We start from the raw sequence: 3,909 nt of genomic DNA on the forward strand, positions 1-3,909 counted from the left end.
CGTATCCCTCATAGGTGATGTTCTGCCAGTCGGCACCGCCGGCTTCCTCACCCCCGCCGCGCTTGCGGGCCCGCTCGATGTTCTCGTTGGGCACCGAGCTCTTCTTCGCCTTCTGGATGGCGTCATACAGCGTCGGGTTACCGGCCGGATCCCCGCCACCGACACGGGCGGCAACCTCGATGTTCTTGATCAGGCGGGCGAACATCTTGCCGCGCCGCGCATCGACGATCGCCTTCTTGTGCTTGGTGGTGGCCCACTTGGAATGGCCGCTCATCGCCGTACTACCTCTTCTGTTGCTCCTGAATCCGCTTGACGAGTCTACGTGGGATATTCACGCGCCCTGCCTGCGCCAATCCCCGGCACTTCTATCCGACATGTCGGCCCATGCGCACGAGCCAGACGCTCGTCGAGCGTGAGAAGTGTCGCGTCGAAAGCCTCCGCCAGCGCAACATAAAACGCGTCCCAGCCGCGCACCGACTCACGCAGTTCCCAAGCCCGATCCAACAGCCACCGGTGGCCGTAGCGTTCACCCGGCCAGTCCCGCAGGTCGGCTACCGCCTGGCCGGCGGCAGTCCGGTCCAGCCGCCCGCGCAAGTGCTGAGTGCGGATGACCCCCAGCACCTCGACGTCGATGACCTGCGGCGCAACCTGGTCCGGGTCGGCGGTCAGTCGACCGGCGATCGCACCTGACCGGGGCGTCGCCGCGACAACCTCGAACAGGCACGAGGCGTCAACGACCAGCATCAGGCCACTCGCCGCGCCACTGGTCCAACGTGGCCAGCACTTCGTCCGTTGACACCTCAGCATGCCGGCGACCCGTTCGGGCTAACCATTGCCGAATCGACGGCCGTGCCGCCAGTCGGGCCGCCTCTCGGCGCAGCAACTCCGGCACGGTAATTCCCTCTTCCCCCGCCCGCCGTAGCAAGCCCGCGTAGACATCGTCGTCGAGATCTCGGATTTGAACCGTCTTAGGCACAAGTGCACCGTATCATGCGTCCTTGCATGAAGCGGTGCGTGGCGTGGACGGGTTCACCCACCGCCATTGGGTCGACCACCACGGGCGGGCCTCCGGCAGGGTGTCGGTGACTGCGTCGACCACGCCGGGCCACGCTTCGGCGTGGTAGTCGTCGCCGGACAACCAACCTCCCGGCTCCACCTTGGGGGCCCAGGCATTGATGTCGGCGACCACGCTCGCGTAGTCATGGCGGGCGTCGATGTGAACCCAGGCCACCGAAGCGTCGGCGAACAGTTCGGCAGCTGAGACGGAGTCGCTGATCAGCAGTTGGATCGTGTCGGCCAGGCCGCAGCCGATGACATTGCGGTGCAACAGCCCGGCCAACGTTCCGCCGCCGTGGGCGACCGCGGGTCCGTGAGCGTCGCGCTCGCTGCTGCCTTCGGGCCCGCTACCCAGAGCCGCGTCCACACCGATGATTCGGGTCTTGGCGTGAGAACTGCGTACCACTTCGCCCAACGAGCAGATACTGCGGCCTAGGTAGCAGCCGACCTCGACGAACCAGCTGCCGTCAGGAAAATGCGCGACGGCCTCTTCTTGGTGACGACGCCACTGAAACCAGCCCGGGATGTCGCGCCAGGTGTGCACCGGTCTGTCGAACTTGCTGACGGGATGCCCTAACGATTCGGCAGAGATGTCCATGCGCTGGCGGATGGTCGCAGGTCAGCCGTGCGGCGACTCGGAGATCTTGCTGTCGGGTTTGCCGACCGTTTGGCAGTAAGCCAGCGCTGAAGCGCGCGTCGCCGCGATCTCCAGGTTGCTGGGTTCGGCGCCGCTTTTGTCTTTGAGCATCTTGCTGACCTCGTCGTTCTGCTTCTTCTCGTCCTGTGTGGTGAAGTCCTTGCACTTCGTGTCGCCACCGGTGTTGACGATCTGGGAGGCGGAGCAACCGCCGAGCAGCAGCGCCGCGGTCGCGATCGTGGCGGCTACAGTTCGCTTCATCGTTGACCTTTCTGAGCCGGGTGTTGGATCTTTGTTACACCGCAATCTCTCACGTCAAACGCTGTGCAGTGGTCCGTATCGCCGCTGAACTCCCCGTTCAGAAGTGGGCGGAAAGTTGGGTTACCGTGGAAGATGTGACACCGCAAAGCCCGCTGAATACGGTCCGGGACGCGTTGAGCAGCAGTCTGTTCGAAATGATCGCCGGTCCGGACGGGCCGGCTGAACGTTCGCGCATTCACGACACTCCTGGGCCGCGGTGGTTCCCCGAAGGCAGTTCGATCCGCCGGGTGCACGCCGACGCCTCGATGGTCGTCGGCGGGTTGCGGGCGTTGCTGCTGCAGTCGCTGCATCCGCTGGCAATGGCCGGGGTGGCCCAACATTCTAACTACCGTGGCGACCCGTGGGGCCGGCTGCAACGGACCAGCACGTTCTTGGCGGTGACAACCTTCGGCGCGGCAGACGACGCGCAGCGCGCCGTCGACCGTGTCCGCGGGATTCACCAGCGGGTGCACGGGATCTCCTCGGCCGGCCGGCCGTACCATGCCACGGATCCGCATCTGCTGGAATGGGTGCACATCGCCGAAGCCGACAGCTTCCTGCGCGCCCACCAGCTTTACGGCGCCGCCCCGCTGGACCAGGAAGGCCGCGACACCTATGTCGCCGACATGGCTGTGATCGCCGGCAAGCTCGGCGTGGTCGACCCGCCGCGCACCGAACGCGAGTTGGCGCAACGCCTGAACGCATTCCGGCCGGAGTTGAGCAGTAGTTCGGAGGCGCGCGACGCTGCCCGATTCCTTCTGCTGACGCCGCCGCTGCCGCTGGCGGCACGGGCGCCTTACGGGGTGCTGGCCGCTACCGCGGTGGCGATGCTGCCGGCGTGGGCGCGCATACCGCTGCGGCTGCCGTACTTTCCGCCGGTCGAGCTCACCGTCGTGCGGACGGTCGGGCGCGCCTTGGTCGGCGGCATCCGATGGGTGCTGCCCGCCGCCGGGTGACACCGTGCGCTGCTACGCGGCAGTGTCCTGACCGTCGACGATGTCGACGAAGAGCCGGTGAATCCGTCGATCCCCGGTCATCTCCGGGTGAAACGCCGTGGCGAGAACCGATCCCTGCCGCACCGCCACCACGTGATCCGCGGCGCGCGCCAGCACTTGGACGTCCGCTCCGGTGCGCTCCACCCACGGCGCCCTGATGAACACCGCGTGCACCGGTTCGTCCAAGCCGGCGAATGCCAAGTCACCCTCGAACGAGTCGACCTGACGCCCGAACGCGTTGCGCCGCACCGTGATATCGATGGCTTTGAGTGGAACCGCCGCGCGGTCGGCGGTACCGGCATCGAGAATCTCGTTGGCCAGCATGATCATTCCCGCACACGCCCCGTAAGCGGGAAGCCCTTCGGCCAGCCGGGCCCGCAGCGGCTCGAGCAGGTCCAGCTCGCGCAGCAGATGGCTCATTGTGGTCGATTCACCACCCGGAATCACCAAACCGTCCACGGCGTCGAGTTCTTTACGCCGGCGCACCGAAACCGGTTCAGCGCCAACCTCACCCAGCGCTGCAAGGTGTTCTCGAATGTCGCCCTGCAGCGCCAAGACGCCGACGCGCGGAGCGCTCACCGGCTCACCGGAGGCGGGTCGCGCTTGTGCCGGGTCAGGCCATCCTGCACCACCGCCGCGATCAACTCCCCGTGCTTAGTGAAGATCTTGCCCTGCGTCAGCGCCCGCCCGTTGCAGGCCGACGGCGACGACTGGTCATAGAGCAGCCATTCGTCCGCCCGGAATGTTCGCATGAACCACATCGCGTGATCCAGTGAGGCGATCTGCAGACGCTCGCGCTCCCGCATATGGGTCACCTGTGCGGATCCCAGCAGGGTGAGGTCGCTCATGTAAGCCAGCGCGCAGATGTGCAGCACCGGGTCGTCGGGCAGCGGATCGTGGTGGCGGAACCACACCTGCTGC

At 66.4% G+C, this 3,909-nt stretch carries 6 protein-coding genes and 2 pseudogenes; 1 reads left to right on the forward strand and 7 read right to left on the reverse strand.

From position 1 onward, the window contains the following. From WA317_RS09460 to WA317_RS09480, 5 genes and pseudogenes are all read right to left on the reverse strand, one after another. A pseudogene (locus WA317_RS09460) lies at positions 1-274 on the reverse strand (YebC/PmpR family DNA-binding transcriptional regulator); the annotation flags it as partial. A gap of 44 nt (positions 275-318) precedes the next feature. After that, complete coding sequence (locus tag WA317_RS09465) at positions 319-744, reverse strand: type II toxin-antitoxin system VapC family toxin (protein ID WP_425172780.1); 426 nt, start codon at positions 742-744, stop codon at positions 319-321. Then, complete coding sequence (locus WA317_RS09470) at positions 731-976, reverse strand: hypothetical protein (RefSeq protein ID WP_425172781.1); 246 nt, start codon at positions 974-976, stop codon at positions 731-733. The genes WA317_RS09465 and WA317_RS09470 overlap by 14 nt, the downstream gene beginning before the upstream one ends. Before the next feature lie 12 nt (positions 977-988). Beyond that, positions 989-1,654 (reverse strand): class I SAM-dependent methyltransferase, encoded by a 666-nt coding sequence (locus WA317_RS09475; RefSeq protein ID WP_425172782.1) that lies wholly within the window; start codon positions 1,652-1,654, stop codon positions 989-991. A 21-nt stretch (positions 1,655-1,675) separates the two neighbouring features. Further along, the gene (locus tag WA317_RS09480; protein WP_425172783.1) at positions 1,676-1,954 is read right to left on the reverse strand and encodes a hypothetical protein; all 279 of its coding nucleotides are present in this window, start codon (positions 1,952-1,954) and stop codon (positions 1,676-1,678) included. Positions 1,955-2,148: 194 nt separating this feature from the next. Between WA317_RS09480 and WA317_RS09485 the strand changes: the two genes are divergently transcribed. Then, positions 2,149-2,949, forward strand: a complete 801-nt coding sequence (locus WA317_RS09485; RefSeq protein WP_425172785.1) for an oxygenase MpaB family protein — start codon at positions 2,149-2,151, stop codon at positions 2,947-2,949. 12 nt (positions 2,950-2,961) lie between these two features. On the opposite strand, the gene pdxT is transcribed toward WA317_RS09485, so the two are convergent. Together pdxT and WA317_RS09495 are read right to left on the reverse strand one after the other, a co-directional pair. Next, entirely contained in the window at positions 2,962-3,567 is a 606-nt protein-coding gene (gene pdxT, locus WA317_RS09490; RefSeq protein ID WP_425172784.1) for a pyridoxal 5'-phosphate synthase glutaminase subunit PdxT, read from the reverse strand. Beyond that, a pseudogene (locus tag WA317_RS09495) lies at positions 3,564-3,909 on the reverse strand (acyl-CoA thioesterase II); the annotation flags it as partial. The gene pdxT and the pseudogene WA317_RS09495, both read right to left, overlap by 4 nt.

The sequence above is a fragment of the Mycobacterium sp. genome, assembly GCF_049802695.1.
Lineage (GTDB): Bacteria > Actinomycetota > Actinomycetes > Mycobacteriales > Mycobacteriaceae > Mycobacterium.

Bases quoted from the DNA above. Each gene is read 5' to 3' on its own strand.
- WA317_RS09465 (WP_425172780.1), bottom strand. From the start codon at position 744: ATGCTGGTCGTTGACGCCTCGTGCCTGTTCGAGGTTGTCGCGGCGACG.
- WA317_RS09475 (WP_425172782.1), bottom strand. From the start codon at position 1,654: ATGGACATCTCTGCCGAATCGTTAGGGCATCCCGTCAGCAAGTTCGAC.
- WA317_RS09480 (WP_425172783.1), bottom strand. From the start codon at position 1,954: ATGAAGCGAACTGTAGCCGCCACGATCGCGACCGCGGCGCTGCTGCTC.
- WA317_RS09485 (WP_425172785.1), top strand. From the start codon at position 2,149: ATGATCGCCGGTCCGGACGGGCCGGCTGAACGTTCGCGCATTCACGAC.